Below are 26,668 nucleotides of genomic sequence, written 5' to 3'. Positions count from 1 at the left end.
GATCATCAGGTGATGACGTCGGGGCCATCGCGTCCGGTGCGCGCCTTGATCCCGGCCAGCGCGTCTGCGGCTGCGATGATGCCTGCCAAGGCCTCTTGCGGGTCCTGATCCAGCGCATCCGGCGCAGTTTCCAACTGCTCCAGATACACCCGCAGCGTCGCTCCATCGGTGCCAGTACCAGACAGGCGGAACACCACACGCCCGCCCCCTTCAAAATAGATGCGGATGCCTTGACCACGGGACGTGGAGCCATCGACCGGATCGTCATAGGAAAACTCGTCCGCGCCCGAGACCGTCAGCCCACCAGCACTCTGCCCAGCCAAATCACCCAAACGGGCGCGCAGATTGGCAATCAGGTCATTCGCCGCCGCGCTATCCACCGCCTCGTAATCATGGCGCGAATAGTAGTTGCGCCCATAGCTCGCCCAATGTGCCGCCATCAGATCAGATACGGACTTGCCCGTGGCGGCCAGAATGTTCAGCCACAGCAGAACGGCCCATAGACCGTCCTTCTCGCGCACATGGTTTGATCCGGTGCCCGCGCTTTCTTCACCACACAATGTCACCTTGTCCGCATCCAGCAGGTTGCCAAAGAACTTCCAACCGGTGGGTGTCTCGAAATGCGCCATGCCCTTGGCCTCGGCAACGCGATCTGCAGCGGCAGAGGTCGGCATGGACCGCGCCACCCCAGCCAGACCACCCGAATAGCCGGGTGCCAGATCGGCCTTGTCTGCCAGCAGCGCCAGACTATCCGACGGGCTGACATAGCACCGCCGCCCCACAATCATGTTGCGGTCGCCATCGCCATCCGACGCCGCCCCAAAGTCAGGCGCGTCACCCGCATACATCACATCCATCAGCGCCTTGGCCCAGACCGGGTTCGGGTCAGGGTGCCCGCCACCAAAATCCGGGCTAGGGACGCCATTCATCACCGTGCCCGCAGGCGCGCCCAGACGCTTCTCAAGGATCTCATGCGCGTAAGGCCCGGTGACAGCGTGCATGGCGTCAAAGCACATGCGGAACCCACCGCGAAACAGGGCCGCGATGGCATCGAAGTCAAACAGGCTCCCCATCAACTCGGCATAGTCCGCAACCGGGTCGACAATCTCGATCCGCATATCACCCAACTGGCTGTCGCCCAGCGCGTTCAGGTCCACCGCACCGCCTTCAAGAGTGTGATAGGCGTCAATCTCCGTCGTCCGGGCAAAGATCTTCTCGGTCACCCCTTCGGTCGCAGGACCACCGTTCGGACCGTTGTACTTTAGGCCAAAGTCCGCATCCGGCCCGCCCGGATTGTGACTGGCCGACAGGATCAGCCCGCCATCGGCCTTGCGCTTGCGGATCAGGTGCGAAGCCGCAGGCGTGGACAACAGCCCACCTTGCCCCACGATGCACTTGGCAGCACCATTGGCGGCCGCCATGCGCAGGATGGTCCCGATAGCGACGTCGTTGAAATACCGCCCGTCACCACCCACCACGAGGGTCTTATCGGCAATCCCGCCAATACCGTCGAAAATGGCCTGCGTGTAATTCTCAAGATACCCCGGCTGCATGAACACCGCCGTCTTCTTGCGCAGGCCGCTGGTGCCGGGTTTCTGCCCCTCGATCGGTGCGGTCTGAACTGTCTGATTGCTCATGCTTTAATCTTTCTTTCCTGAAATTCGGACGCGCCAACGGATCTGCCGCCAATAGGGCAGAGTTCAAGCGCAACGACGCTGTTGGGGGCGATGGACACCGCGCCCGCGCGTACAGCCCCGCCAGCGTGACCCGATGTGTCGATAACGCGCTGCCAGCGGTGTCCGGGCAGAGCTTCGGGCAGCGTCGCGCGGGTTTTGCCCCCCGCATTGAACAGGATGTAAATGGCCCCAAGGCGCGGCTCATAGGCGGGCGTGCCGCGCGCCATGCGCATCTCGACCCCAAGGAATTTCAACTCGGGCCGCTGCCAATCCTCTTCGGCCATCGCGGTGCAGTCAGCCTTGCGCCAGAACACATCCGGTTTGCCATCCACGGCCCGCTTGCCCGCATGCAAAAACCGCTTCTGGCGCAGGATCGGGCTCGATTTGCGAAACGCGATGATCTGACGGCAAAACGCCAGGAAATCCGGGTCGGCCTCGTCCCAGTTGACCCACCCGATCTCGTTGTCCTGACAATAGGCGTTGTTATTGCCGCCTTGGCTATTGCCCAACTCATCCCCGGCCAGGATCATCGGCGTGCCCTGGCTCAGCATCAGGGTGGCCAGCATGTTGCGCCGCCGTTGGGCGCGCAGGGCCATGATTGCCGGGTCATCCGTCGGCCTCTCGACCCCGCAATTGTCCGAACAATTGTGATCATGCCCGTCGCGGTTGCCTTCGCCATTCGCGGCGTTGTGTTTTTCATTGTAGCTGACCGTGTCCATCAGCGTGAAACCGTCATGGGCGGTCACAAAATTGATCGACGACGTGGCAGGCCGCCCGTCATGGTCAAAGCGCAGGGCCGACCCAGTCACATGCCCCGCCAGCTTGCGGGTGATGCAGGCATCCCCACGCCAGAACTTGCGCACGTTGTCGCGATACTTGTCGTTCCACTCGGTAAAAGGCGACGGAAAGGCCCCCAACTGATACCCACCCGGTCCCACGTCCCAAGGCTCGGCAATCATCTTGACCTTGTTCAGCACCGGATCCTGCCGGATCGCACGGCAAAACGGCCCGTCCCGGTCAAAGCCGCCCGAGGTGCGGGCAAGGGTCGAGGCAAGGTCAAAGCGGAACCCGTCCACATGCATGACCTCAACCCAATAGCGCAAGCTATCCATCACCATGCGCAGGACAAAGGGATGATCCAGATCCAGCGTATTGCCGCAACCCGTGTCGTTCACATAGTAGCGCGGATCGTCGGTCAGCCGGTAATAGCTTGCGTTGTCAAAACCCCGGAAAGACAGGGTCGGCCCGCGCTGATCCCCTTCGGCAGTGTGGTTGTAAACCACGTCGAGGATCACCTCGATCCCGGCAGCGTGGAAGCGGGCAACCATTTGCTGGAATTCAGAAATGTCGTGATTGCTCAGATACTTCGGCTCGGGCGCAAAGAACCCATAGGTCATGTAGCCCCAGTAATTGCTCAGCCCCTTGTCCACAAGGAACCGGTCATCGACAGCGGCCTGCGCGGGCATCAACTCAATCGCCGTCACCCCGAGATCAGTCAGATGGTCCAGCATCTGGTCCGACGCCATGCCAAGGAACCGGCCCGCATGGTTTATGTCCTTGCGCTGCGCGGTCAGCCCTTTGACATGCGCCTCGTAGATCACCGTATCGGACCACGGTGTATCAAGGCGCAGGCGTTCGCTCCGCCCCCATGTAAACGCCGGATCGACCACAACAGACCGTGGCATGTATTCCGCGCTGTCACGGGTGTCGAAACTCAGGTCCTTGTCAGCATGCCCAATCTCGTAGCCGTAAAGCGCATCATGCCACTGCACCTGCCCCGCCAATCGCTTGGCATAGGGGTCCATCAACAGCTTGTAGGGGTTGAAGCGGTGACCTTCCTCGGGTGCATAAGGCCCATGCACGCGGTAGCCATATTGCTGCCCGGGCCGCAGCCCAGCGATATAGCCGTGCCAGATATGGCCCTCGCGCTCGGCCAGATCGACAAGGTACACCTCGCGCCCCTGATCGTCACACAGGCACAACACCACGCGGGTCGCGTGCTGGGAAAACACGGCAAAGTTCACGCCTTCACCGTCGAACGTGGCCCCCAGAGGGTGCGGGCGGCCCGCGCTCAGTTGGAATGGTGTCATTCAGCAGCCTTTACCAGGTCGTCATACAGCGCGGCATAGGCCGCAGCCGACGGCGCCCACCCCACGGGCTGCGCCATCGCGTTTCGCTGCATCTTTGACCACAGCTTGGGCGCGGCGAAAAGGTCGCAAAGCTGCATCAACGCGTTTGAGAGGGCGTCCGCCGTCACCGGATGAAACTGCAGCCCGGTCGCGACCTCTTTGGCCATGGTCGCAGGCGTGGCCGGGATCACCGTATCCGCCAACCCGCCGGTCAGCGCCACAACGGGCAAGGTGCCGTATTGCAGGCCATAAAGCTGGGTCAGCCCACAAGGCTCAAACCGCGACGGCACAAGGATCGCATCGCCGCCCGCCATCATCCTGTGCGACAGCGCCTCGTCATACCCGATGCGGGCTGCAACACACGGGTGCTCATACTCGGCAAACGCCTTCTCCAACGCCGGATCGCCAGAGCCCAACAGCGCCAACTGCCCGCCCCGGTCAAGCAGCGCAGGCAAGGCGTCCAGCAGCAGGTCCAACCCCTTCTGCTCGGTCAGGCGCGACACCACCACGCACAGCGGGCCCTCGGCCTCCGGCAACCCGAACTCGTCACGCAAAGCCGTCTTGTTCGCAGCCTTCCCGCGCGGGGTCTTATACTGATGAATGTGGATGTCGACCTCGGGCGACCACACGTCCAGATCAATACCGTTGAGAATGCCGGACAGGTCAGCCTTGCGCGTCTGCAACACGCCGTCCAGCCCCATGCCGAACTCTGGCGTCATCAATTCCCGGGCATAGGTCGGCGATACGGTCGTCAACCGGTCGGCCCAGACCAGACCCGCTTTCAACGCCGAAATCTGCCCCCAGTATTCGACCCCCTCGCGGGTCAGATCGGCCTTGGCAATGCCCAGCGCCTTGGCGCGTGCCATCGGCACCAGTCCCTGAAAGGCAATGTTGTGGATGGTCAGGACGCTCGGCACTGAAACTCCGTCACGCTTGAGGTAGTAAGGCACCAACCCCGCCTGCCAATCATGGCAATGCACCAGATCAGGTCGCCAATCGCCCAAGGACCCACCGGCAATATCCGCCGCAACCCGGCACAACGCAGCAAAACGCTCGGGGTTGTCAGGCCAGTCCACGCCATCGTCGTTCAGGTAAATCCCGGCACCCCGGTCAAACAGATGCGGCGCATCCAGCACAAACAGGCTTAGCCCCGCCGCCTTGCCCGACAAAAGCCGCACCGCGCCACCAAAAAGATCACTGATGTCGGCAACGCGTTGGGCACCCGTCAACGCCTTCATCACAGCCGGATACCCCGGCAACAACGTCCGCATCTCGACATCCAAAGGCGCCAATGCACCGGGCAAAGCCCCCGCCACGTCAGCCAGCCCGCCGGTCTTGACCAGCGGGGCACATTCAGACGCGACGGACAGAACCTTGATCATTGCGCGGCCTTCCATGCCTCCACCATATCCTTGGTGATCAGCGTAGTGCCCTTTTCTGACACGCGGAAGAACTTGGCGTCCTCCATCGGGTCCTCCCCCACGACCAGCCCGGTGGGAATCTCAACCCCGCGATCAATCACACATTTGCGCAACCGGGCTGACCGGTTGATGACCACGTTGGGCAAGACAACCGAATGATCCAGCACGGCATAGGAATTGGTGTGGACCTGCGTGAACAGCAGCGAATTGCGCACCTCGGTCCCCGAGATGATGCAGCCGCCCGACACCATGGACGATATGGCAACTCCACGCCGGTCCTTCTCATCATGGATGAACTTCGCGGGCGGCACGCTTTCGGAATAGGTCCAGATGGGCCAGTTCTGATCCCACAAGTCCAGCTCGGGCGTGAAATCGGTCAGGTCGATATTCGCCTCCCAGAACGCATCAAGCGTCCCCACATCCCGCCAGTAACTCGGCGCGCCCTCGCCCCGGACACAAGAATCGTCAAAGCGATGCGCGACGGCCTTGCCGCCCTTCACGATCTCGGGGATCAGGTCATTGCCGAAATCATGGCTCGAATTCGGATCGGCGGCATCGGCAATCAGCAACTCGCGCAGATACTTCCAATTGAAAACGTAAATCCCCATCGACGCCAACGCCTTGGTCGGGTCCTCAGGCGTGCTGGGCGGATCGGCGGGCTTTTCCAGAAAGGACGTGATCTGGCTGTGCGCATCCACCGCCATCACACCAAAGGCGGACGCATCCGCGCGCGGAACGGTCAGGCAGCCGACTGTCACATCCGCGCCCTGCTCCACATGCTGGCGCAGCATGATCTCGTAATCCATCTTGTAGATGTGGTCACCTGCAAGGACAACGATGTATTCGATGCCATAACTATCAACGATATCAATGTTCTGAGTGACCGCGTCGGCGGTGCCACGATACCACATCTCCTCGGACACACGCTGTGAGGCAGGCAGAATATCCAGAAACTCGTTCCGCTCCGCCCGGAAAAAATTCCAGCCGCGCTGGCAATGGCGGATCAACGAATGCGCCTTGTACTGCGTGGCCACGGCCATGCGGCGGATGCCGGAGTTGACCGCATTCGACAGGGCGAAATCGACGATCCGCGTCTTGCCACCGAAGTACACCGCAGGTTTCACCCGCCGGTCGGTCAATTCCTTCAACCGCGATCCGCGCCCGCCCGCCAGCACGAATGCCATGGACCTCTGGGACAGCCGTGTCATGTCCGCCATATCGTTTCCTCCCCTAATATTTGTGTCGGAACACCACCGTCGCCAAAGGCGGCACGGTAATATCCACGAAATCCGGCAGCCCGTCCCAGTCGCCACTCTGGCTTTGGACCGCACCACCATTGCCCCGATCGCCGCCGCCATAGGCCGCCGCATCAGTGTTCAGAACCTCCTCCCAAAGGCCCGGAACCGGCACGCCAATGCGCCATTGACGCACGACCGGAGTGAAATTGCACACAACGACAACAGGCGCGTCACCGTCCTCGCCCCGCCGCACAAAAGCGGTCAGCGACTGATCAGGATCATTGGCGATCCATGCAAAACCCGACGGATCACAATCGCGCCGATGCAGCGCAGGCGTGTCACGGTAAAGGTGGTTCAGATCGCGCACCAACGCCTGCAACCCGCGCTGCTGATCCCCATGCAGCGCATCCCAATCCAGAGCCGCATCGTGGTTCCATTCGGCCCACTGGCCAAACTCGCAGCCCATGAACAACAGCTTCTTGCCGGGATGGCCCCACATGAACCCATAATAGGCACGCAGGTTGGCAAACTTCTCCCACTCGTTCCCCGGCATCTTGCCAATCATCGACCCCTTGCCGTGCACCACCTCGTCATGGCTGATCGGCAGGACAAAGTTTTCCGAGAAGGAATAGTCAATCGGTGCCGTCATCAGGTGATGATCGTATTTGCGATGCACCGGGTCCTTTTCGATGTAACGCAGGGTGTCGTTCATCCACCCCATGTTCCACTTGTAACCAAAGCCCAAACCACCCGCGTCCACAGGCGTGGACACACCGGGAAAGGCCGTGCTTTCCTCGGCGACGGTCATGATCCCGTCCACCTCACTATAGCAAAGGGTGTTCATCTCCTTGAGGAAATCGATAGCCTCGTAATTCTCGCGCCCGCCATCCTTGTTGGGCACCCATTCGCCGTCGGCGCGCGAGTAATCGCGGTAGAGCATCGACGCCACCGCATCCACACGTAGCCCGTCAATATGGTATTCCTTGAACCAATAGAGGGCGTTGGCGGTGAGGTGGTTCTTCACCTCGCGCCGCCCGTAATTGTAGATCAGCGTGTTCCAGTCCTGATGAAACCCCTCGCGCGGGTCGGCATGTTCGTACAGATGCGTGCCATCAAACTGTGCCAACCCATGGGCATCCGACGGGAAGTGGCCCGGCACCCAATCAAGGATCACGCCCAGCCCTGCCTTATGCGCGGCTTCCACCAGATCGCGGAACTCATGCGGCGGACCAAAGCGGATCGTGGGCGCATACAGCCCAAGAGGCTGGTAGCCCCACGACCCGTCAAAAGGAAACTCGCTGATCGGCAGAAACTCCAGATGGGTGAAGCCCATCCAGACGGCGTAATCGACAAGCTCCGTCGCCAGCTCGCGGTAGCTTAACCGCCGCCCGTCCGCCGTGTGCCGCCAGGACCCCAGATGCACCTCGTAAACCGAGATCGGCTTGTCCCGCTGCTGGGCGACACCGCGTCCTGCCATCCAGCCAGCATCGTCCCAGCCATAGCCCGAAATATCCCGCACGACCGAAGACGTCTCGGGCGGATGCTGCGCCCCAAATCCCACCGGGTCAGCCTTGAGGAACGGCGCACCGTCCTGTGGCGCGATCTCGTATTTATAGAGATCACCCTCACCCAGACCGGGCAGGAAAATCTCCCACACGCCGGTCTCGCCCACACGCCGCATTGGATGTCGGCGCCCGTCCCAGATATTGAAATCCCCCACGACAGACACGCGCGCCGCATTGGGTGCCCAGACAGCAAAATGCGTGCCTGCCACACCATCCACGTCGATCACATGCGCCCCGAGCGCCTGCCACAGCTGGCGGTGCGTGCCCTCACCCATCAGGTGCTGATCCATCTCCGTCAGGACAGGGCCAAAGCGATAGGGGTCCTCGAACGCCCATTCCGCCCCGTCCGCAAACGTGGCCGTCAAGCGATGCGGGGACTTGGAGTTCGGCACCTGTGCCGCGAAAAGCGGCCCTTCAACGCGCTCCAGCAGAACGGTCTTGCGCCCCACCACCGCTGTAACACTCGTTGCGTCCGGCACCAGGGCAACACACCACGCCACACGTCCGGTCGTGTGCACACCCAGAACATCAAAGGGGCGGTCATGGCGCGCATTAAGCAGCGCATCGACATCCCCTTGGGTCATATGGGGCGGCAAACTGGTCGTGTCCGCCCCACCCATCAAGCGATGCGCCCGATCAGAAACCCGCTTCCACCCAGTGTCACGCGCGCGCCATCGACCTCAGCGGACTGGTCCAAAAGGGACGTCACCACATGGGGCACATCCACACTCACAGGATCAGGCGACAGGTTATACAGGCACATCATGTTCTCCCCCCGCATGAACCCTAGCACGGGTTCCGGCAGATCAAGAAACACCGTCTTGCCTGCCCGCAAATCGTCCGACCCGCGGCGCAGCGCCAGCATCTCGCGGTAGAAGGCCAACACGCTATTCTCCCCCTGCGCCGACACGGCGCGCGCCGCTTGCGGCTCCTTGACCGGCAGCCATGTGCGGTTGGCCTGTGAAAAGCCCGCATTGGGCGCATCAGCCTCCCACACCATCGGCGTCCGGCACCCGTCGCGCCCTGTCTTCTCGGGCCAAAAGTTGATGCCCTCGGGATCGGTCAACTCGTCAAAACTCAGAACAGTATCGACCTGCCCCAGCTCCTCGCCCTGATAGATGCAGATCGACCCTTCGAAACTCAAAAGCAGCGCCGCCGCCTGCTTGGCCACGGCATCCTGATCCACCCCATGCTCCAGCCACCGGCCCACATGGCGCGGCACGTCATGGTTTGAAAACGCCCAGCAGGGCCAGCCTTCGGGTGCATCCCGAAAGAACGCCTCAATCCGCTCGCGAAAATGCTTGGGGCTGAAATCCGGCCCCAGCATTTCAAAGCTGTAGGCCATGTGCAGGCGCTGACCGGACGTGTACTGCCCCATGATGTCGATGGAATGATGGCTGTCGCCCACCTCACCCACCATGGTGCGATCATCGTATTCATCCAGAAGCGCGCGCAGCCGCTCCAAGAACGCGATGTTCTCGGGCCGGTTCTTGGAAAACAGCGTATACTGCATCTCAAACGGCCGCACGGCCTCCTGCGCCCAGTCGGACGGGTTGGCCGCATTGTCGCGCAGCAGATGGTCGTGGAAATAGAAGTTCACGGTATCGAGCCGGAAACCGTCGACCCCCCGATCCAGCCAGAAGCGGACGCAGTCCAGCAGGTAATCCTGCACCTCCCGGTTATGGAAATTCCAATCCGGCTGCTCCTTCAGGAAATTGTGCATGTAGTACTGCCGACGGCGTGCATCCCAGGTCCAGGCCGGGCCACCAAAAATCGACAGCCAGTTGTTGGGCGGCGTGCCATCGGGGTTCGGATCGGCCCAGATGAACCAATCTGCCTTGGGGTTGTCGCGGCTCTGACGGCTCTCGGTGAACAGGGCATGCTGATCCGACGCGTGGCTCAGCACCTGATCAATGATGACCTTCAAACCAAGGCCATGCGCCTTTGCCACCATCTCGTCGAACTGCGCCAAGGTGCCAAAAGTCGGATCGATGTCGAGGTAGTCCGACACGTCATACCCCATGTCGGCCATAGGCGACGGAAACACCGGGCTCAACCAGATCGCATCGATGCCCAGGGACGCCACATGATCCAAGCGGTCCATGATGCCCTTGATATCCCCAATCCCATCCCCATCCGCGTCCATGAAGGACCGGGGATAAATCTGATAGGTCACCGACCCGCGCCACCAGTCCTGTCCGTCTGCCATTTGTTCTGCCTTCGATTAGAGATGTGCATCACCATTCAAAGCGCTTTGACAGGCAACAGCAAGGCGAAAAACAATTGTTTCAAGTCGGGCGGAATGGGTGTCTGATCAGTGTGATCACATGATCGCTTAGCGGACCTTCGCCGCCGTTCGCCACTCTTGAAGACGTCTAGGGTATATGCTTGCAAAAGATGCGCTGAGGGCTGGAGGTAAGCTGGTGCGGAGATTTCGCGTAATTGCAGATTGGGAGGCAACATATGAAGACCCAATTGTGCTAAAGGCCGACGAAGAGTTTTGGCTGTCGGGCAAGACCGACGATTGGGATGGACATGTTTGGCTTTGGGCAAAAAACCAATCTGATAAAGAAGGTTGGATACCAGACAGTCTGGTAAGGAAAGTTGCTGGGAAAACCTACGCCATCGCCGACTTTTCGGCGATAGAACTAACGTGTCGCAACGGCGAGGTCCTAGACGCCAGCCATGAACTGAATGGATGGGTACTGTGCAGAGCGGCGAACGGCTTAAATGGTTGGGTGCCGGTCCGGAACCTTCAAGAACTATAGGCGCCGCACAGGGTATGAGGGTTACGCTTTGGGCTCAAAAAGCCTTTTCCGGCAACATCTGAAAACCACACGCCCCAAGCCCGGCCATTGCGCCCGCGCGCACCACAAGCTACCCAATTCCAAATGAAACCGATCCGCCTCATCAGCGGCTTTCTGACCGTTGGGGTCTGGACGCTGCTTTCCCGCATCTTGGGCTTCGTGCGCGAGATCATGATCCTGTCGCTGATCGGTCCCGGCCCACTGATGGATGCCTTCGTCGCCGCCTTCCGCCTGCCCAACATGTTCCGCCGTTTCTTCGCCGAAGGGGCGTTCAACGCGGCCTTTGTTCCGATGTTCTCTTCCAAGCTCGAAGGGGACGAAGACGCGGCGCGCTTTGGTCGGGACGCCCTGAACGGTCTGGCGCTGGTCACGCTGATCCTGACAGCGCTCGCCATGATCTTCATGCCCGCGCTCGTTTGGGCCACCGCAGGCGGGTTCGGGGAAGAACGGTTCGACCTTGCCACAGGCTTTGGCCGCATCGTCTTTCCCTACATCTTTTTCATGTCGCTCTCGGCGCTGTTTTCCGGCGTGCTGAACGCCACGGGTCGCTTCGCGGTCGCCGCAGCCGCGCCCGTCCTGCTGAACATCATGGTGATCGGCGCCATGACGCTCGCTTGGGCGACGGGCGGTACGGCGATCACATGGCTGGTCTGGACCATCCCGCTGGCCGGCATCGCGCAACTGGCGCTGACATGGGGTGCGGCTGCACAGGCAGGCTTCGCCCTGCGCCTCGGACGTCCCCGCTGGACACCGGACATGAGCCTGATGGTGCGCACCGCGATACCCGCAGCGCTGGCCACCGGTGTGATGCAGGTGAACCTTGTCGTCGGCCAGCTTGTCGCCTCGACCTATGACAACGCGGTCAGTTGGTTGTTCGCCGCCGACCGGCTCTATCAACTGCCGCTTGGGGTCGTGGGCATTGCCGTCGGCATCGTGTTGCTGCCGGACCTGTCCCGCAGGCTCAAGGCAGATGACAATGACGGCGCACGCACCGCCTATTCCCGCGCAACCGAATTTTCCATGGCGCTGACCCTGCCCAGCGCAGTGGCGTTGGTGGTGATCCCCCTGCCGCTTGTGTCGGTCCTGTTTCAACGCGGCGCCACAGGCGCGGACGACGCCGCCGCTATTGCCGTGGCCGTCGCCATCTATGGTGCGGGCCTTCCCGCCTTCGTACTGCAAAAGGTGCTGCAACCCCAATACTTCGCCCGGGGCGACACCAAGCGGCCCTTCCACTTCGCACTTGTGGCAATGGTCATCAATGCCGCCATCGCCGTCGGTCTGTCCCCCACGATCGGTTGGATCGCACCTGCTGTTGCCACGACGGTGGCGGGCTGGGCCATGCTGGGCCTGCTCTACATCGGTCTGCGCGGCATGGGGGACGTTGTGCGGGTCGATACCCGCTATCGCCAGCGCCTGCCGCGTATCATCATTGCATCGCTGGTGATGGGGATCGTTCTGGGGGTCTTTGCCATCCTTCTGAAGCCCGCGCTTGGCACGGACGGGGTGCGCTACATCGCTCTGTTGGGGCTGATCACAATGGGGGCAGGCAGCTATTTCGGCGTGGCCCACGCCATCGGTGCGCTGAAGCTGTCGGACATTCGCGGGGCCGTACGGCGCAGCTAGCGGCGGCGCAGGGTTGTCAGCACGCGCGCCCAACCGCCGGGCATTACAAAAGCAGTTAGGGCAAAGCCCGCGCAAAACCCCGACAGCTCCGCCACCCAGGCATAACCGACCTGAAAGAACATGCCGAACAGCAGCTGCAAACCCATCAACACCCCGATCAGGGTAAAGGCACGCGCCTGCGGCCCACCGGTCGCGGCCAGCTTCTGCCACAGCAGAAAGGTGAAAACACCGATCAGACCGTAAACCGAAGGGTAGGCTCCGATCAGCCACGCCTGATCCGTAAGCAGGCCAAAGACAAGCGCACCAAAGACACCGCACAGGACAAACAGCAGGATAACCGCCCAGCCGCCCATCACCTCGCCCACCATCTTGCCCATGGCCAGCAGGATGACTCCGGCAAACAGGGTCGAGGTAAAGGTGCCATGCACAAAGGGATAGGTCAGGAACCGCAGCAAATGCTCGGGCAACAGGATGCCATTGCTCAGCATGTAATCGAACGCCTCACCTGAAAAGCTGTAATCATTCAAGGCTTGCAACCGCCACCCGACCGCCCCTGGTCCACCGATCAGGTTCGCTTCACCCAGCGAAAACGCCAGCTCGGGCAAGGCCACCGCCAGAAAAAGCAGCCAAACGGCCGGAGGCAATGGGTTGACGGGGCTTGGATCATGATGCTCGGACATAGGGGCCTGCCTGCTTGAACTTTGTTTTAGCCATGGGTAAGCCAACCATGCAAATTTGCCCAGAGGTAAGCCGATGTCAGACAGCCAATTCACACCTCGCGTGTTCTCGGGCATGCAGCCTTCGGGCGGCCTGACGCTGGGTAACTACCTCGGCGCGCTCAAACGCTATGTCGAGATGCAGAACGAAGGCACCTACGAGACGGTCTACTGCATGGTTGACCTGCACGCGATCACGGTTTGGCAGGACCCCGCCGAACTGGCGGCCAAGACCCGCGAACTGGCCGCCGCATACATCGCGGCAGGCGTGGACCCCGAACGGTCCATCCTCATCAACCAGTCCCAGGTGCCTGAACACGCGCAGCTCGGCTGGGTCTTCAACTGTGTGGCCCGCATGGGCTGGATGCAGCGCATGACGCAGTTCAAGGACAAGGCAGGCAAGAACGCCCAGAACGCGTCGCTTGGTCTCTTCGGCTACCCGGCCCTGATGGCAGCGGACATCCTGATCTACCACGCCACCCATGTGCCCGTGGGCGACGACCAAAAGCAGCACCTTGAACTGACGCGCGACATCGCCGCCAAGTTCAACCACGACTACGGCGTCGATTTCTTCCCCCTCACCGAGCCGGTGATCAAAGGGGCGGCCACACGTGTAATGAGCCTGCGGGACGGGTCCAAGAAGATGTCGAAATCCGATCCCTCGGACGCCTCCCGCATCAACATGACGGACGACGCTGACACGATTGCCAAAAAGATCCGCAAGGCCAAGACAGACCCCGAGGCTCTGCCCTCAGAGTACAAAGGGCTCGACGACCGCCCCGAGGCACGCAACCTCGTGAACATCTTCGCCGCACTTGCGGACATGAGCGTCGAGCAGGTGCTGGCCGATCACGGCGGCGCCCAATTCGGCACATTCAAACCGGCGCTGGCAGAACTCGCGGTCGAAAAACTCAGCCCCATCGCGTCCGAGATGACGCGGCTGATGGGTGACGTCACCGAGATCGACAGGTTGCTGGCCCGCGGCGCAGAACAAGCGCGCGAGATCACGCAACCGATCCTAAAGAAAACCTACGAGATCGTGGGGATGGTCGGAAGCTGACAGAACCGCATCAACGGTGCGAAATGTCCGCAGTGCGGACTTTGCTGCCGTTAGTCTTCGCTATCCGAAGGTCAGCTTGTAGTAGCTCCGGAGCAGTGCGCCGGTTGCTTACGAAATACCATACCTGCGGCAAGTGTGTCAGAGATATCTGACATTTTTGACCAAATTTGCGTAAATGAAATTGCCAAATTCATGCCCCTTTTATGCCTTTGAGAAAGAGTAAAGCTCCCAAAGAGAAACTGTGTGAGCCATGCCCGGATACATTTCAGAGATTGATTACGATGGTGGCGCGAATGACAACTTCGTGGAAGTTGTCATTCCGAGCGGCACCGATGTGTCAGGTTACAGCATCGTCGTCTATGACACGGACGGTACAGTAAACGTGACGCTGAATTTCGATCCGTCCGTACAAACAATCGCTGGACAGGACGTTTACCTGTTTGACGGAACCGACCCGGACTTTCCCGACATAAAGAACGAACAGGCACTGGCGCTTGTCGATGATACCGGAACCGTCATTCAGTTCATCGCGTTCAAGGATCCCATTACCGCAACCGAAGGCCCGGCAAATGGCATGTCGGCGACGCAAGTCGGTGAACACAGCGGCGGACAGGAATCCTTGGTTACATCCGACGGAGGGGGAAGCTACCAGCCCGGTTCGTCCTCCACACCCGGATCGGTTCCCTGTTTTGCAAGGGGAACGCTTATCGGTACATCTGAGGGCTGGAGACGGGTGGAGGATTTGCGTGTTGGTGACAGTGTGATGACGTTGGACAACGGCGCCCAACAAATCCTGTGGAAACGCCACGCAAGACAACCACTGCTCGAGGCTGAACGAAGTCAGAAACCCGTTTTGATCAAGGCAGGAGCGTTAGGACCAAACCGGCCCTTTAGGGATTTGATCGTGTCTCCCCAACACCGCATTCTTCTCGGCGAAGAGCGACAGTTGGAGTATGTATTTTCCGACCCCGTGCTTGCAGCGTCCAAGGCCTTGGCGGTTTGCCCGGATGTTCGCCACATGATGGGCCGCAAAGAAATTGAATGGTTCCACTTCGCGTTTGCAAGTCATGAGATCGTATTTGCCAACGGATGTGCAGCGGAGTCTTTGTTGCTGGGGGCTATGGTCTTGAAAGGCATGCATCCGCTTGAGCGGAAAGACTTGATGAGATTGTTCAAGTGGAGACAGCCCTTTGGGGCGCTCAACGGGCCATCAGCACGAACAGTCATTGAGGTGCAAGAAGCCAAGCATGCGTTGCGGGGTGTCAGGTCAAAACTAATGCGCGCTGCATAGATAGTCTTGCTGTACATAGCAGACCTTCGACACATCGCTGCAAGCCGGTAAGTTGGGCTCGAAGCTGACATCTGGCGATGTATTCAATTGACAGCTGCGATCTCAAACCCATTGCTACCCCTCAAACATTCCCCGACATAAACGTCACCACCGCCCGCGCCAGCTCCGGCCCCACATCCTCCTGCAGGAAGTGCCCGGCGCCATCAAAGATGACATGCGCCTGCCCCTTAGCCCCCGGCATCTTGTGCTGAAACACCTTCTCAACCCCGGCCATCACCTTGTCTTGCGCGCCAAAGGCGGTCAGGACGGGCAATTCCAAAGTCTCAAGCACAGCCCACGCCGCCCGGTTCGGCCCCGCCGCTGGGTCATCCGGCCCGTCCGGGACCAGCATCGGAAAAACACGTGCGCCTGCCTTGTAGCTCTCATCGGGAAAGGGCGCATTGTAGGCCGCGACCTCTTCCGGCGTCAGCTTCGTTTCGGTCCCGCCATGGACAATCCGGCCCGCATCGAACAGATCAACCGTCTGGGAGAATTCACGCCACGCCTTGAACGCATCACTCATCGGATGATCCCCCGTGGGCAGCGCCGTATTCGCCACCACCAGCCGCGCGAACCGCTCCGGCATGGCGGCCAAAAGGCGCAAGCCAATCAACCCGCCCCAGTCCTGGCAGACCAGCGTGATCCTGGTCGCATCAACCTGCCGCAGCCAGTCGCTCATCCACTCCACATGCCGTTGATAGGTATAATCGGATTGCTGTACGGGCTTGTCCGACCGGCCAAAGCCCACCAAATCCGGCGCCAGCACCCGATGACCTGCAGCGGTAAAAACCGGGATCATGTGACGATAGAGGTAACTCCAGGTCGGCTCCCCGTGCATGACCAGCACAACCTCACCCTCGGGCGGCCCTTCGTCCAGGTAATGGACACGCAATGACCCGCCATCGGTATCGTCGATATCGACATAATGCGGGGCAAAGTCGAAATCCGGCAACCCGTCAAACCGGGCATCGTCGGTCCTCAAAACATCCATGGCATCCTCCGCTGGCGGATGCTCAGCCTATGGGCGTCCAAGCGTATCTGTCCACCGCCCCGCACCAACGCTGTGCGGAACTGCGCCTAGGCACTGAACCTGACGGTCCCTAGCTTTTGGATCACAAGGAGACACATCATGACCGCCAAAGTCCCGGCTGATACGCGCGTCGGCCATATCCACCTCAAGGTCACCGACCTCGAACGGTCCATAGCCTTCTACCGCGATGTCCTCGGCTTCACCCTGACACAGCGCTATGGCGATCAGGCCGCATTCCTGTCGGCGGGCGGCTATCATCATCATATCGGGTTGAACACCTGGCATTCGCGCGGCGCGGGTCCAGCGCCGGAACAGGCGGCGGGCCTCTATCACGTGCTTCTCTTCCCCGACCGCGCGTCGCTTGGGGCGGCCTTGGGCCGTGTGCTGGATCACGGCACAGCACTGGACGGGGCCGCTGATCACGGCGTGTCCGAAGCCGTCTACATCCGCGACCCGGATGGCAACGGGATCGAGCTTTACCGCGACCGGCCAGAGGCGGAATGGCCCCGAACATCCGATGGCGCACTTGCCATGGTCAACACCCCGTTGGATGTGCCCGCACTGCTGGCCGAAGGTGCGGCATAATCGCCCCCGTTAACTGTTTCTAAGCATGGTTTTCTGTCTGCGAGCCCGAATATCGCAGTTTGCCCGCCAAATGACGCAGTTTTTCGGAAACAGGCAAAAGGACCCCAGAAATGGCCACCTCAAATGTCGTAGTTTCTCAGGGAAAACACGCAGTTTTGACACAAGACGCCCGTCAAGGACGCCGCCAATCCCGCGCAGACATCATGGTTAACAGATCGCACGCTGGCATGGACAATCCCGGACCGCTTCGCCACCTTCGACCGCAAAGGGAGGGGCGCAGATGAGCACTGGATTCTACTGGGACGAACGCACAATGTGGCACGGCGGCGGCAACTATGCCTTCACCGTTCCCTTGGGCGGATTGGTGCAGCCACTCGCCGCCGGTGGCCTGCCGGAGAGCCCTGAAACCAAGCGGCGGATGAAGAACTTGATGGATGTCACGGGTCTGACAAATGACCTGCATGTCACCACGGCTGACGCTGCGACGCATGACCAGTTACTGCGTGTGCATCCCGACAGCTACCTGAGCGAATTCAAAACCTTATCCGATGCAAAAGGGGGCGAGATCGGCCACCACGCGCCCTTCGCCACTGGCGGATACGAGATCGCAGCACTGGCCGCAGGCCTCACCACCGCAGCGGTCGAAGCCGTACTGAAAGGCACCCATGAAAACGCCTACGCCCTTGCCCGTCCGCCAGGCCATCATTGCGAGGCGGCGACCCCCATGGGCTTCTGCCTGATGGCCAACATCGCCATCGCGATCGAGGCTGCCAAGGCCACACGCCCCGACCTGCGTGTCGCCGTTCTGGACTGGGATGTGCACCACGGCAATGGCACGGAATCCATTTTCTATAACCGGCCCGACGTGCTCACGATCTCCTTCCATCAAGAGGGGAATTATCCTTTAGAAACAGGATATTTAGCAGATCGCGGCACCGGCGACGGAGAAGGTGCGAACATCAACCTCCCCCTGCCCGCAGGGACCGGCCACACCGCCTACCTTCACGCCATTGACCGTGTGGCCGCTCCCGCCATCGAGGCCTTCAATCCCGACCTGATCATCGTGGCATGCGGCTTTGACGCGGCCGCCGTGGACCCGCTGGCCCGGATGCTCGCCACTGCCGAAACCTTCCGCGAAATGACGTTGAAGATCAAAGCCTTGGCGGAACGTATCTGCGACGGCAACTTGGTCCTCAGCCACGAGGGCGGATACTCTGAAATCTACGTGCCCTTCTGTGGCCATGCCACGCTCGAAGCGCTGTCCGGCAGCAAGATCACCGCCCCCGATCCCATGGCCCGCGCCTTGAACAACCGTCAGCCGGGACCACGCTTCGATGCCTTCCTGCGCGCCGAAATCGACCATATGGCCCAACAACTTGGCCTCTAACCCCTTGACGTCGCAGCCAATCGCCACGACATGACCCTCAACATGTAAAAAGGCGTAACATATGCCCGCAAGAAACCAAGCGGCCCTCGACTTCCTTTTGACCCGCCGGTCCCGCCCCGCCAAGACGCTGCGGGAACCGGTGCCGGATCGGGCAACGCTCGAACAGCTTCTGACGGCGGCTGCCCGCACCCCGGATCATGGCAAACTGGAACCGTGGCGCTTCATCGTGCTGGGCAAAGCGGCCATGCCCCGATTGGCCGAGGCGGCCGAAAAACGCGGCATGGCACTTGGCCTCGACCCTGATCAAATCACCAAAGGTCGATCACAATTCGATCAGGGACACCTTGCTGTCGCAGTCATTGAAGTCACACGCCCGGTCGAAAAAATCCCAGCACTTGAAATGACTTACTCTGCGGGCGCGGTTTGTCTGTCGCTGCTCAACGCAGCCCTCGCCGCAGGTTGGGGTGCCAACTGGCTCAGCGGTTGGCCGAGCCATGATCGGGGGTTCATGACCGACGCGCTCCATCTGTCAGATAACGAACGGATCGCCGGTTTCGTTCATATCGGCACCGAAACCTCCGCGCCGCCGGAACGCCCCCGCCCCGATGTACCAGCCATCACCACATGGGTCGACGCATGATCCTGACCACATTCTTCGCAGCCCTTGGCCAGATCAGCGACCCGCGCTTTCGCCGCGTGCTGCTGCTGGGCATTGCCCTGACAATCGCACTTCTGGTCGCGGCCACATCTGGCTTTGTCTGGTTCATCGGTTGGCTCACGGCGGATGGTGTGTCCCTGCCGTGGATCGGAACCATCACGTGGCTCGGCGACATCATCACCTGGAGCTCATTCTTCCTGTTCCTGGTGCTGTCGATCTTCCTAATGATGCCAGTGGCATCGGCCATAACTTCCATGTTTCTCGACGAAGTCGCGCAGGCGGTCGAAGATCGGCATTACCCCAACCTGCCACCGGCACAAAACGTCCCGTTTGGGGATGCGGTCGTGGACACGGTGAACTTCCTCGGCGTGCTGATTGGCGCCAACATATTGGCACTGATCCTCTACGTGATGTTCGCGCCCGCTGCACCCTTCATCTTTTGGGGCCTGAACGGGTTCTTGCTGGGCCGAGAGTACTTCACCCTCGCTGCCATGCGCCGCGTGGGTCGCGCCCGCGCCAAGGAACTGCGGCGCACCCATAACGGAACGATCTGGCTCGCAGGCACACTCATGGCGATCCCACTGTCTGTACCGCTGGTGAACCTGCTGATCCCGATCATCGGGGCCGCAACATTCACCCACATCTTTCACAAGGTCACAGCGGCTCAATCGCCCGGTCAAAGAAGTTCATATCATCCAGAGTGATCCATCCCGAGAGGATGATCCCGGCGATGATGATCCACAGGACCAGTGCCACCCACGTCACGATCCACGCCTTGCGGCGGGTGTGGTGATGTTCGGGCGCGCCTGCATGCGTGCCCGGCTCAACTTCGCCCAGATCACCCTGCGTCTGCACCTTGATGGGCAGGGCGATCAGGAAGCACAGCCACCAGATGACCGCATAGAGGACAAGGGCGGATGTGATGCCCATCAGACCTGCTCAAGCTCGGTCAGGGTGCCGTTCATGTCTTTTGGATGCAGGAACAGCACTGGCTTGCCATGGGCGCCGATCTTGGGCTCGCCATCGCCCAGCACACGCAGGCCGCTGGCCTTCAGATGATCGCGGGCCGCGATGATGTCTTCCACTTCGTAGCAAACATGATGGATGCCGCCCGCCGGGTTCTTGTCCAGGAAACCTTGGATCGGGCTGTTGTCACCCAAGGGATAAAGCAATTCGATCTTGGTGTTCGGCAGCTCAATGAAAACAACAGTCACGCCGTGATCGGGTTCGTCCTGCGGTGCACCGACATTCGCGCCCAGCGCGCTGCGATATTGCGCGGCGGCGGCCTCGAGGTCGGGGACGGCAATGGCAACGTGGTTGAGGCGACCGATCATGTTCTAAGGCTCCTTTGGCTGGCAACTGCGCCCTTATCGCCAACGTGCACGCTGCACGCAAGGCGACGTTAACGCGCTGTTAGGCATGGCGACGTAACGATGAGTCGCAAGAGCTTTTTTGGAGGATCTGATGGACACGACGGACCCGTTCAAACCAAGTTACCCGGCCCCAACCGCCTTGCGCCCGCTCTTGGGGCTGACTGTTCTCGTGATCGAGGATAGCCGCTATGCATGCGAAGCGATGCGATTGCTTTGTCTGCGCAGCGGTGCGCGCATCAGGCGCGCCGATACGATGCGCGCGGCCCGACGGCATTTGCAGGTATATCGCCCGTCCGTCGCGATCATCGATTTGGGACTGCCAGACGGGAACGGTGCCGATCTCATCCAGGATCTTGCGACAGCCGGGCAACGACCGGATGTGATCCTCGGCATTTCAGGCGATGTCGACAGCGCGCACCGCGCGCTGGAGGCTGGGGCGGATGGTTTCATGGAAAAGCCCGTGGTCTCGCTCGCCAACTTCCAAGAGGCGATTCTGACGCATTTGCCAGAAGACAGGCAACCGCTTGGGCCACGAACGCTCCCCGAAGGAGATGTTGAACCAGACCCAATCGCATATCGCGACGATATGGTACATGTCGCCGATGTACTGGAAGACGTTCATGACGCACGCACGCTTGACTACATCGTGCAGTTTCTTGGGGGCGTCGCGCGCAGCGCACATGACACTGAACTACTTCAAGCCACAAACGCACTCGCCGCCAAGCGCGCGCGGGGCGATGCCGCCGCATCGGAAACGGCAGCCATCGCTGGTTTGGTTCAAGACAGGTTGTCAGAAAAGATCGCGATCTGACGGGCGGTCTACCCGCCCGCTAACATCGGATCATCAGCCACACGTACAAGCCGGGTCAAATCGGACAGGCGTTCGATCTGCATACCCTCGGCATCGAAGTTGGTATCTGACAACCATGCGCCAAACGCTTCCTTGAGGGCGGGCCACTCGGCATCGATGGCGGCAAACCAGGCGGTGTCCCGATTGCGTCCTTTCACGACAGTCGCTTGGCGAAAGATGCCTTCGTAGCTCAGTCCAAGCCGTTGCGCAGCAGCGCGCGAACCGCGGTTCAGTGCATCACATTTCCATTCGAAGCGACGGTAACCTGCTTCAAAGGCCCAGGTCATCATCAGGTACAACGCCTCGGTCGCGGCGCGTGTCTTTTGCAATGCCGGGCTGAAATTTATGTGCCCTACCTCGATACTGCCTGCTTCGGGTGCAATGCGCAGAAAGCTGGCGACACCTTCATATTGGCCGGTCGCGAGATTGAAGACTGCATAAAACTGCAGGGCCGGATTCTGCTCTGCATCGCGCACCCAACGATGATACTGCGCAGACGACGAAAACGGGCCGTAAGGCAAATAGTCCCAGACATGGTCATGGCCGACATATGCACGGTGCAGCAAAGCCGCGTGCTGCTCAGCCCGCAACGGCTCGAGCTTGGCATGGACGCCGGTCAAGATGGTTGACGCATCCGGTACGCGCGGCGGTGTCCAATCCGGGACAGGGGCCGCATTCACTTTGTAAATCGCAGTCATGGCCGGACGTTAGGCAAGTAACCGCCCAAGTCCAAGTGGCATTGCGCATGGATCAGAGGATCAGGCCCGGATCGTTACCCATGTCCAAGCCGGGGAAAACAGCACTCTCCAACACATTCCGATCCAGCCCCGTCAAACTCTGCATCACCCAAGCCGCATGCGCGCGGACATCGCCCGTAGGCATCAGATCACGATCCTGGTACAGATCACCATCACCCAAGCCAGGCCATTGACCAAAAACACGCCCACCCTTGATCGCGCCACCGGCAAGGATCATCAGCCCGCCCGTACCGTGGTCTGTACCAAGCGTTCCGTTCTGGCGCGCTGTACGACCAAACTCGGTCATCGCAACAACCGCTGTCTTGCGCCACGTGTTCCCGCGCATCTTGCCCCGCAGGGTCAGCAGTGTTTCCGCCAGACGGGTTAACGCGGTGTTCATGAAGCGCGGTTGCCCACCGTGGGTGTCCCACCCGTTCAACGAAAAGGCTGCGATCCTCGCTTCCTCTGAAAGACGTGCAGCCGCAAACTCGGCAATTTGCACGTGGCTGCCCTTGCGTCGTTTCTGTATGTCGTCGGTCACTTCCGACAGTATCTGGGCTTCGGCCAAAGCGGCATGCAAGGCTGGATCCGACTCCGTTACAATCTCAAGCAATCGCGCGGCTTGCGGGCTCAGGCTCAGGTCCGCATCCGGCGACCAATTTGCCACTTCTGCCGGTCCCTGAAGCAACAGCATATCGCTGCGCCCCACGGCGTAGGCGGTCTGTGACGTCACGCCGGGAACTGCCTGTAGCATACGGTTCAGCCATCCATCCCGAACGCCTGCCATGGTCGTGGTTCCAGCCTCCAACAGGTCTTGACCATCGAAATGGCTGCGTTTGTCACGGTAGGGCGTGGACACAGCATGCACGAAAGAAAGCTGCCCCGCTTCCCACATCGGGATCAGCGGCCCAAGGCTTGGGTGCATGGCAAAGTAGCCATCAAGATCATAGGCACCGCCCTCGGGTCCGAGGGCCAACGACCCGCGAAGCGTGTTAAAGGCGGGATCACCATAGGGCTGCACAACATCCAGCCCGTCCATGCCCCCCCGGAGGATGATGACGACCAACCGCGTGTCCCAAGGCGCTGCCGCAAAGCTCACCGGTGTCAGCAACGGGCTCGCCGCCAGGGAACATCCGATCACGCCGGTGCGGGCCAAAAAGTCACGGCGAGATAAGGACGACGACATCGTAATCTCCTATTTGCGCTGGAACGCTGGGGACATAAGGACAAGGCCCACAGCCTCGGGACGGCTTTCGGCAGATGCCGCGGCAAATCGGACCGCATCATCCGCGAAACGCCCCAACGCGGTTTCAGCAAAGTCACGCGGATCAGGCAGCGGATCTTTCACACGAACAGGTACGGCCATGGCCCAAGATACCCGGGCAGCAACCCCTTGCGGCGTGATCCATTTGAAATCCTCTTCCGCCCAACCGTCCGGTCCAACCGGGCGTTCCCATGTCTGCCCCATGCGTGTCAGGGGTTGGCTGAAAAACCGGCCAATCCACTTTTCCTCACGCTCCGCAAAGGATTCCTTGGGGATTGCCAGAGCGCGCAATGCCGATGACACAAAATCAATGGGCAGTTTGAAGTTTGACAACGTAGGCTGCCATACCGATGGATGTCCCAGCAGCGCCTCATAGACCGGCGTCAGCGCACCGTCGTTTTCGACATATGCCGCCTCCAACGCGTTGATCAATTCAGGATCAGGAGTATCTGACACGAAATGAACCGCCAGCTTCCAGGCCAAGTGTCGTGCGGTGGCCGGATGCGCAGCAAGGTCAGACAAAGCGCCGCGCACCCATTTCACATTTGGCTGCTCGCCATACGCCACGCCAAGTACGTTTTCGGCACCGGGTTCCGCCAAATCTTTTCGAAACTTGAAACCGTTGCGCGCATCAAAGGTCAAACCGGTAAACAGCTCGGCCAGTTGCGTCACGTCTTCCTGAGTATACGATCCGTCGACCCCCAGCGTGTGCAGCTCCAGAACCTCGCGCGCAAGATTTTCGTTCAAGCCAGCCGGTTTCTTGGGACCTCGTTTGATTGCGCGTGCACTTGTGGGACCCATGGCACGGGTCTGATCCAGATAGTCCAACATCAGCGGGTGCATGACGGCAGACTGCAGCAAGTCTTCAAATCGCCCGGCAACAAACGGACGAATGGCATCTTCAATATAGGGTGACGTCCCTCGTCGAATGACGCCACGCTTGCCGCGCGCGGTAAAGTGATCTGCCCAAAACGCAACGATCCGTTCCCGGAAAGCTGTTTGCGTATGTGTGCGCCGCAACATCGTTTGGCCCAGCCAGCCAAACATGGCTATCCGCGCTTCCTTGTTCAGCACGTTTCGTTGCTTGCGGGCAGCGGCGGCAAGCTCAGTCCCACGATTTCTGCGCCGAATTTCGTTTTGATCCTGCGCAGCGACCATACGTGACCTGAACTTGGCAAAGCTTTCAATGGGAAACGCGCTTTGCATCACGTCAGGACCTGACAGACCCTCCAGCATTTGCCCAATGCTTTCCGGCGGCCCGTGCACAGGTGACAGTCCGAATCCAAACCGGATTTCGGCAAGTTGAGGGTCAAAATCACGCACGTCTACGCACCATGGGACTTTCTGAACACGGTCCCAAGATAGCATCGGTTGCCCACGTTTTCACGGGGCAACCGGATGTCATTGCGCAATTGCTTGCCTAGTCCTGCGGAATAACGCGCAAGCCCAACTCCATCAGCTGGTCGCTGGTGGGATCGGAGGGTGCCTGCATCATCAGATCTTCGGCCCGCTGGTTCATCGGGAACAAGATCACTTCGCGGATGTTCTGCTCACCCGCCAGCAGCATCACGATCCGGTCAATGCCCGCAGCACATCCACCGTGAGGAGGCGCGCCATATTGGAACGCGTTGACCATACCACCAAAGCGTTTGCGCACCTCGGCCTCGTCATAGCCTGCGATCTCGAACGCCTTGAACATGATCTCGGGCCGGTGGTTCCGGATCGCCCCCGACACCAGCTCATAGCCGTTGCACGCCAGGTCATACTGAAAACCCAGCACCTTGAGCGGGTCGCCCTGCAGCGCCTCCATCCCGCCCTGCGGCATGGAGAAGGGGTTGTGTTCAAAGTCGACCTTGCCGGTTTCCTCATCCGCCTCGTAGATCGGGAAATCCACGATCCAGGCGAAGGCGAAACGATCTTCGTCGATAAGCTTGAGTTCCTCGCCAATCACGTTGCGCGCCCGGCCTGCGATGGCTTCGAACGCCTTCGGCTTGCCACCAAGGAAGAAGGCCGCGTCGCCCACACCCAGACCAAGTTGCTGACGGATTGCTTCGGTGCGTTCGGGACCGATGTTCTTGGCCAACGGACCAGCCGCTTCCATACCCTCGCCCTGATCACGCCAGAAGATGTAGCCCATCCCTGGCAGACCCTCTTTTTGCGCATAAGCATTCATCCGGTCACAGAATTTACGGCTGCCACCTGTGGGTGCAGGAATGGCGCGGATCTCGGTGCCATCCTGTTCCAACAGCTTTGCGAAAATCGCAAAGCCGGAATCGCGGAAGTGGTCGGAGACCACTTGCATTTTAATAGGGTTGCGCAGGTCGGGCTTGTCGGAACCATACCACAGGGCTGCATCACGGTAGCTGATCTGCTCCCATGTCTCGGGCGCGTCAACCTTCTTGCCGCCGCCGAACTCTTCGAACACGCCAGCCAGCACAGGGGCGATGGTGTCGAACACGTCCTGCTGCTCGACAAAGGACATCTCAAGGTCAAGCTGGTAGAAGTCGGTGGGCGAGCGGTCGGCGCGCGGGTCTTCGTCACGGAAGCACGGCGCGATCTGGAAATACTTGTCAAAGCCCGACACCATCAGCAGCTGCTTGAACTGCTGCGGGGCCTGCGGCAGAGCATAGAACTTGCCCGGATGCAGGCGCGACGGCACTAGGAAGTCACGCGCCCCTTCGGGCGAGGACGCGGTGATGATCGGCGTCTGGTACTCGCGGAATTCCTTGTCCCACATGCGCTTGCGGATCGACGCCACGACGTCGCTGCGCAGCTTCATGTTCTCCTGCATCTTCTCACGGCGCAGGTCGAGGTAGCGATAGGTCAGGCGGGTTTCTTCCGGGTACTCCTGATCGCCAAACACCATCAAAGGCAGCTCTGCCGAATGGCCCAGCACTTCGATATCGCGGACATAGACCTCAATCTCGCCCGTAGGCAGCTTGGGATTGATCAGGCTGCCGTCCCGCGCTTTCACGTTGCCGTCGATGCGGATGCACCATTCGCTGCGCACCTTCTCGACCTCGGCAAAGACCGGGCTATCGGGGTCGCACAGCACCTGCGTCACACCATAGTGGTCGCGCAGGTCGATGAACAACACGCCGCCATGGTCGCGCACCCGGTGGACCCAGCCCGACAGACGCACAGTATCACCCACATTGGCCGAGGTCAGAGCGGCGCAGGAGTGAGAGCGGTAGGCATGCATGGCGGAATCCCTTCGGG

Annotated in this window: 23 protein-coding genes; 9 read left to right on the top strand and 14 right to left on the bottom strand. The window is 60.4% G+C overall.

The genetic code is table 11. The annotated features are described in order from the left end of the window. Nucleotides 1–5: 5 nt before the first annotated feature. Genes AC53L6_RS07920 through AC53L6_RS07895 form a run of 6 tightly spaced genes read right to left on the bottom strand, consistent with a single transcriptional unit; the run spans nt 6 to nt 10,238 of the window. Nucleotides 6–1,637, bottom strand: a complete 1,632-nt coding sequence (locus AC53L6_RS07920) for an alpha-D-glucose phosphate-specific phosphoglucomutase (protein ID WP_496907451.1) — start codon at nt 1,635–1,637, stop codon at nt 6–8. Continuing rightward, complete coding sequence (glgX, locus tag AC53L6_RS07915) at nt 1,634–3,766, bottom strand: glycogen debranching protein GlgX (protein WP_496907450.1); 2,133 nt, start codon at nt 3,764–3,766, stop codon at nt 1,634–1,636. The genes AC53L6_RS07920 and glgX overlap by 4 nt, the downstream gene beginning before the upstream one ends. Continuing rightward, nucleotides 3,763–5,187, bottom strand: a complete 1,425-nt coding sequence (glgA, locus tag AC53L6_RS07910; protein WP_496907548.1) for a glycogen synthase GlgA — start codon at nt 5,185–5,187, stop codon at nt 3,763–3,765. Before glgA ends, glgX begins: the two co-directional genes overlap by 4 nt. Continuing rightward, complete coding sequence (gene glgC, locus AC53L6_RS07905) at nt 5,184–6,434, bottom strand: glucose-1-phosphate adenylyltransferase (protein WP_496907547.1); 1,251 nt, start codon at nt 6,432–6,434, stop codon at nt 5,184–5,186. Before glgC ends, glgA begins: the two co-directional genes overlap by 4 nt. Nucleotides 6,435–6,456: 22 nt before the next feature. After that, the gene (glgB, locus tag AC53L6_RS07900) at nt 6,457–8,613 is read right to left on the bottom strand and encodes a 1,4-alpha-glucan branching protein GlgB (protein ID WP_496907449.1); all 2,157 of its coding nucleotides are present in this window, start codon (nt 8,611–8,613) and stop codon (nt 6,457–6,459) included. Nucleotides 8,614–8,648: 35 nt separating this feature from the next. Further along, a complete protein-coding gene (locus AC53L6_RS07895; RefSeq protein WP_496907448.1) occupies nt 8,649–10,238 on the bottom strand; it encodes an alpha-amylase family glycosyl hydrolase in 1,590 nt (529 codons plus the stop codon). 214 nt (nt 10,239–10,452) lie between these two features. Between AC53L6_RS07895 and AC53L6_RS07890 the strand changes: the two genes are divergently transcribed. Together AC53L6_RS07890 and murJ are read left to right on the top strand one after the other, a co-directional pair. Continuing rightward, the gene (locus AC53L6_RS07890; RefSeq protein ID WP_496907447.1) at nt 10,453–10,797 is read left to right on the top strand and encodes an SH3 domain-containing protein; all 345 of its coding nucleotides are present in this window, start codon (nt 10,453–10,455) and stop codon (nt 10,795–10,797) included. A gap of 123 nt (nt 10,798–10,920) precedes the next feature. Further along, nucleotides 10,921–12,459, top strand: coding sequence for a murein biosynthesis integral membrane protein MurJ (gene murJ, locus AC53L6_RS07885; RefSeq protein ID WP_496907446.1), 1,539 nt, complete (start codon nt 10,921–10,923; stop codon nt 12,457–12,459). On the opposite strand, the gene AC53L6_RS07880 is transcribed toward murJ, so the two are convergent. Beyond that, nucleotides 12,456–13,139 (bottom strand): rhomboid family intramembrane serine protease, encoded by a 684-nt coding sequence (locus tag AC53L6_RS07880; protein WP_299208355.1) that lies wholly within the window; start codon nt 13,137–13,139, stop codon nt 12,456–12,458. The genes murJ and AC53L6_RS07880 overlap by 4 nt on opposite strands. Before the next feature lie 73 nt (nt 13,140–13,212). Between AC53L6_RS07880 and trpS the strand changes: the two genes are divergently transcribed. Both trpS and AC53L6_RS07870 read left to right on the top strand, forming a co-directional pair. Next, nucleotides 13,213–14,235: a tryptophan--tRNA ligase gene (gene trpS / locus AC53L6_RS07875; protein WP_496907445.1), complete on the top strand. Its 1,023-nt coding sequence runs from the start codon at nt 13,213–13,215 to the stop codon at nt 14,233–14,235. 250 nt (nt 14,236–14,485) lie between these two features. Then, entirely contained in the window at nt 14,486–15,526 is a 1,041-nt protein-coding gene (locus AC53L6_RS07870) for a Hint domain-containing protein (RefSeq protein WP_496907444.1), read from the top strand. 121 nt (nt 15,527–15,647) lie between these two features. Here AC53L6_RS07870 and AC53L6_RS07865 read toward each other — a convergent pair whose 3' ends face one another. Continuing rightward, nucleotides 15,648–16,556 (bottom strand): haloalkane dehalogenase, encoded by a 909-nt coding sequence (locus AC53L6_RS07865; RefSeq protein ID WP_496907443.1) that lies wholly within the window; start codon nt 16,554–16,556, stop codon nt 15,648–15,650. Between the two features lie 138 nt (nt 16,557–16,694). On the opposite strand from AC53L6_RS07865, the gene AC53L6_RS07860 reads away from it, so the two are divergent. From AC53L6_RS07860 to AC53L6_RS07845, 4 genes are all read left to right on the top strand, one after another. Next, nucleotides 16,695–17,180, top strand: coding sequence for a VOC family protein (locus tag AC53L6_RS07860; RefSeq protein ID WP_496907442.1), 486 nt, complete (start codon nt 16,695–16,697; stop codon nt 17,178–17,180). Nucleotides 17,181–17,460: 280 nt separating this feature from the next. Continuing rightward, nucleotides 17,461–18,567, top strand: a complete 1,107-nt coding sequence (locus tag AC53L6_RS07855) for a class II histone deacetylase (protein WP_496907441.1) — start codon at nt 17,461–17,463, stop codon at nt 18,565–18,567. A gap of 61 nt (nt 18,568–18,628) precedes the next feature. Beyond that, the gene (locus AC53L6_RS07850) at nt 18,629–19,207 is read left to right on the top strand and encodes a nitroreductase family protein (protein WP_496907440.1); all 579 of its coding nucleotides are present in this window, start codon (nt 18,629–18,631) and stop codon (nt 19,205–19,207) included. After that, nucleotides 19,204–19,929 (top strand): EI24 domain-containing protein, encoded by a 726-nt coding sequence (locus AC53L6_RS07845; protein WP_496907439.1) that lies wholly within the window; start codon nt 19,204–19,206, stop codon nt 19,927–19,929. Before AC53L6_RS07850 ends, AC53L6_RS07845 begins: the two co-directional genes overlap by 4 nt. Here the strand turns inward: AC53L6_RS07845 and AC53L6_RS07840 are convergent. Further along, nucleotides 19,880–20,155 carry a DUF1467 family protein gene (locus AC53L6_RS07840; RefSeq protein ID WP_496907438.1) on the bottom strand — a complete coding sequence of 92 codons (276 nt, stop codon included), beginning with the start codon at nt 20,153–20,155 and terminating at the stop codon, nt 19,880–19,882. The two genes, AC53L6_RS07845 and AC53L6_RS07840, sit on opposite strands and share 50 nt — an antisense overlap. Then, the gene (mce, locus tag AC53L6_RS07835) at nt 20,155–20,559 is read right to left on the bottom strand and encodes a methylmalonyl-CoA epimerase (RefSeq protein ID WP_496907437.1); all 405 of its coding nucleotides are present in this window, start codon (nt 20,557–20,559) and stop codon (nt 20,155–20,157) included. Before mce ends, AC53L6_RS07840 begins: the two co-directional genes overlap by 1 nt. Nucleotides 20,560–20,689: 130 nt before the next feature. On the opposite strand from mce, the gene AC53L6_RS07830 reads away from it, so the two are divergent. Continuing rightward, nucleotides 20,690–21,409, top strand: a complete 720-nt coding sequence (locus AC53L6_RS07830) for a response regulator (protein WP_299771742.1) — start codon at nt 20,690–20,692, stop codon at nt 21,407–21,409. A gap of 8 nt (nt 21,410–21,417) precedes the next feature. On the opposite strand, the gene AC53L6_RS07825 is transcribed toward AC53L6_RS07830, so the two are convergent. The 4 genes from AC53L6_RS07825 to aspS form a co-directional block, all read right to left on the bottom strand. Next, nucleotides 21,418–22,146, bottom strand: a complete 729-nt coding sequence (locus AC53L6_RS07825; RefSeq protein ID WP_496907436.1) for a GNAT family N-acetyltransferase — start codon at nt 22,144–22,146, stop codon at nt 21,418–21,420. A 52-nt stretch (nt 22,147–22,198) separates the two neighbouring features. After that, nucleotides 22,199–23,371, bottom strand: coding sequence for a DUF1501 domain-containing protein (locus tag AC53L6_RS07820; protein ID WP_496907435.1), 1,173 nt, complete (start codon nt 23,369–23,371; stop codon nt 22,199–22,201). A gap of 9 nt (nt 23,372–23,380) precedes the next feature. Continuing rightward, nucleotides 23,381–24,772 carry a DUF1800 domain-containing protein gene (locus tag AC53L6_RS07815; RefSeq protein ID WP_299746069.1) on the bottom strand — a complete coding sequence of 464 codons (1,392 nt, stop codon included), beginning with the start codon at nt 24,770–24,772 and terminating at the stop codon, nt 23,381–23,383. 97 nt (nt 24,773–24,869) lie between these two features. Continuing rightward, a complete protein-coding gene (gene aspS / locus AC53L6_RS07810; protein ID WP_299704550.1) occupies nt 24,870–26,651 on the bottom strand; it encodes an aspartate--tRNA ligase in 1,782 nt (593 codons plus the stop codon). Nucleotides 26,652–26,668: the final 17 nt, after the last annotated feature.

It is taken from the genome of Tateyamaria sp. LSS28, assembly GCF_059611725.1.
This window is presented reverse-complemented; position numbering and strand designations above follow the sequence as displayed.